Genomic DNA, 2,134 nt, shown 5'->3' with positions numbered 1-2,134 from the left:
CTTGTCGCTAGGCAATGCCGCGCCCGCCATGTCATCAAGGATCGGACAATCCGGCCTTTCGTCGCCGTGACAGGCATGAATCAGTTTCTGCAGCGTCGAGCGCATCGACTGCAACTCGCGCACTTTCTCCTCGATCGCCGTGACATGGGCGGCGGCGATTTCGCGCACGTTTTGGCTGGCGCGGCTGCGATCCTGGTAAAGCGCCATCAGCTGGCGGCAATCGTCGATGGAAAAGCCGAGATTGCGCGCGCGGCGCAGGAAGGCCAGCCGATGGATGTCGTCTCCGGAATAATCGCGGTAGCCGTTGGCGGCGCGTGCCGGGGCGATCAGGCCGATCTCTTCATAGTAACGGATGGTCTTGGCCGGCAGGCCGGAGCGGTGGGCGGCGTCACCGACATTCATGACGGTTCTCCTCGATTTCCAGGAACCCATGGAGCAGGCCCCTTGAATTTGCTTCACAATCCTGTGAGTCCTGTTGCCAAAATGCCATAGTGATACGCTTACCGGTACGTCAAGGCAGGCATATAGGCATCGCGCGCTTGGCAAGCAAAGCAAATGCCAGCATGAATGATGATGAGAGAGCGGCCGACTCGTGCCGCCGAGTTTGGGCGGGGCACCGGATCACCTGATGCGCATGAAGTCGTTTGCAATCATCGCCGCACTGGCGCTCTCCACTGCTATCGCCGGTTGCAGCACCATCGGCTCGCAGATCTTCTCCAACGACTACGGCGCGGTCACCGACGCCGGTTATCAGCTGCCGCGCATCCCGATCGAGAAAGTGCCGATGAAGTACCATCGGCAGGAAGTGAACTACGATAGCCCGGAAAAGCCGGGCACGATCATCGTCGATACGCAGAACAAGTTCCTTTATTTCATCGAGGGCGACGGAAGGGCCATTCGCTACGGCATCGGCGTCGGCCGCGAGGGCTTCGAGTGGCATGGCACCGCCCACATTGCGCTCAAGCGCGAATGGCCGACCTGGACGCCGCCGAGGCAGATGATCCAGCGCCAGCCGGAATTGGAAAAGTTTGCCGGCGGCATGGAGCCGGGCCTGAAGAACCCGCTCGGCGCGCGCGCCATGTACCTGTTCAACAAGGGCGGTGATTCAGGCTATCGCCTGCATGGCAGCCCCGAATGGAATTCGATCGGCAAGGCGATGTCGTCTGGCTGCATCCGGCTGATGAATCAGGACATTATCGACCTCTATGACCGCGCCTCGGTCGGCGCCAAGGTCATCGTTCTCTAGAGGCAGTTTTCGTACGCGGACCGTCTAGGCAACAACGGACGTCCCAAGCAGAAAACCGGGCAATTCGGCCCGGTTTTTTGTTGTTTGCGCGATGCGACGCCTGCTCGGCGGTCAGGACACCGCCGAGAACGCGGTGGGTACCAAAATTTGGTTGATGATTGTCTCGGTGATCTGGCCATCACGCTCGGAGTCTTCCCGCGCCTGCGTCCAGGCAGGGTCCTTCACGAACGCCGTCCAGCGCTCTTCGCGTTCGGCCAGCGATTCCCATGCCAGCATGTAGGTCAGTTCGTTGTTCGAAGCTCCGATCAGCGTGGTAAAGAAACCCGCTTGGCGGATACCGTGCTTTTCCCATAATTTGAGCGTGATCTTGTCGAAGCGATCAAGAAGCGCCGGCAAGCGTCCCGGCAGAGCCCGGTAAACCCGAAGTTCGTAGATCATTTTGGAGTTCCTTCTGACCGATGCGCCGGAAGCGAAGAAATCGGACCAGACGGTCAGCAGGGTAGAATTGTCAAAACGGGCGTCAGGAGACCTGCTCGACCTGCTGCACTTCCGGCACGAAATGGCGCAGAAGGTTCTGGATGCCGTGCTTCAGCGTCGCCGTCGATGACGGGCAGCCGGCGCAGGCACCCTTCATGTGCAGGAACACCGTGCCATTCTCGAAGCCGCGGAAGGTGATGTCGCCGCCATCCTGGGCGACCGCCGGGCGCACCCGCGTGTCGAGCAGCTCCTTGATGGTGATGACCAGCTCCTCGTCGGCCTTGTCGTAGAACTCACCGGTCTGGCTGGTCTCGGCGGCCGGGCCGGCCTTGGCCATGACGGGCGCGCCGGACATGAAATGCTCCATGATGGCGCCGAGGATCGCCGGCTTCAAATGCTGCCAGTCGGGGC

General features: G+C 60.9%; 4 protein-coding genes. 1 reads left to right on the top strand and 3 read right to left on the bottom strand.

Annotated elements, in window-relative coordinates:
- Nucleotides 1-402 (bottom strand): Cu(I)-responsive transcriptional regulator (gene cueR / locus EOA22_RS31370; protein ID WP_127390496.1); only part of this gene is annotated, 402 nt, incomplete at its 3' end.
- A gap of 226 nt (nt 403-628) precedes the next feature.
- Between cueR and EOA22_RS31365 the strand changes: the two genes are divergently transcribed.
- Complete coding sequence (locus tag EOA22_RS31365; protein ID WP_013528066.1) at nt 629-1,246, top strand: L,D-transpeptidase; 618 nt, start codon at nt 629-631, stop codon at nt 1,244-1,246.
- Between the two features lie 111 nt (nt 1,247-1,357).
- Here the strand turns inward: EOA22_RS31365 and EOA22_RS31360 are convergent, their stop codons facing one another.
- Entirely contained in the window at nt 1,358-1,684 is a 327-nt protein-coding gene (locus EOA22_RS31360) for an NIPSNAP family protein (protein ID WP_013528065.1), read from the bottom strand.
- A gap of 82 nt (nt 1,685-1,766) precedes the next feature.
- The coding region (locus EOA22_RS31355) for a NifU family protein (RefSeq protein ID WP_206521375.1) at nt 1,767-2,134 on the bottom strand (368 nt) is incomplete at its 5' end.

Origin of the sequence: Mesorhizobium sp. M7A.F.Ca.US.014.04.1.1, assembly GCF_003998745.1 — a bacterium.
Taxonomy (GTDB): Bacteria; Pseudomonadota; Alphaproteobacteria; order Rhizobiales; family Rhizobiaceae; genus Mesorhizobium; species Mesorhizobium ciceri.
The sequence above is the reverse complement of the archived record's forward strand: the minus strand, read 5'-3'. Positions and strand labels throughout refer to the sequence as shown.

What these genes read in the sequence shown, in the direction of transcription:
- EOA22_RS31365 (WP_013528066.1), top strand. Translation starts at nt 629, where the DNA reads ATGCGCATGAAGTCGTTTGCAATCATCGCCGCACTGGCGCTCTCCACT.
- EOA22_RS31360 (WP_013528065.1), bottom strand. Translation starts at nt 1,684, where the DNA reads ATGATCTACGAACTTCGGGTTTACCGGGCTCTGCCGGGACGCTTGCCG.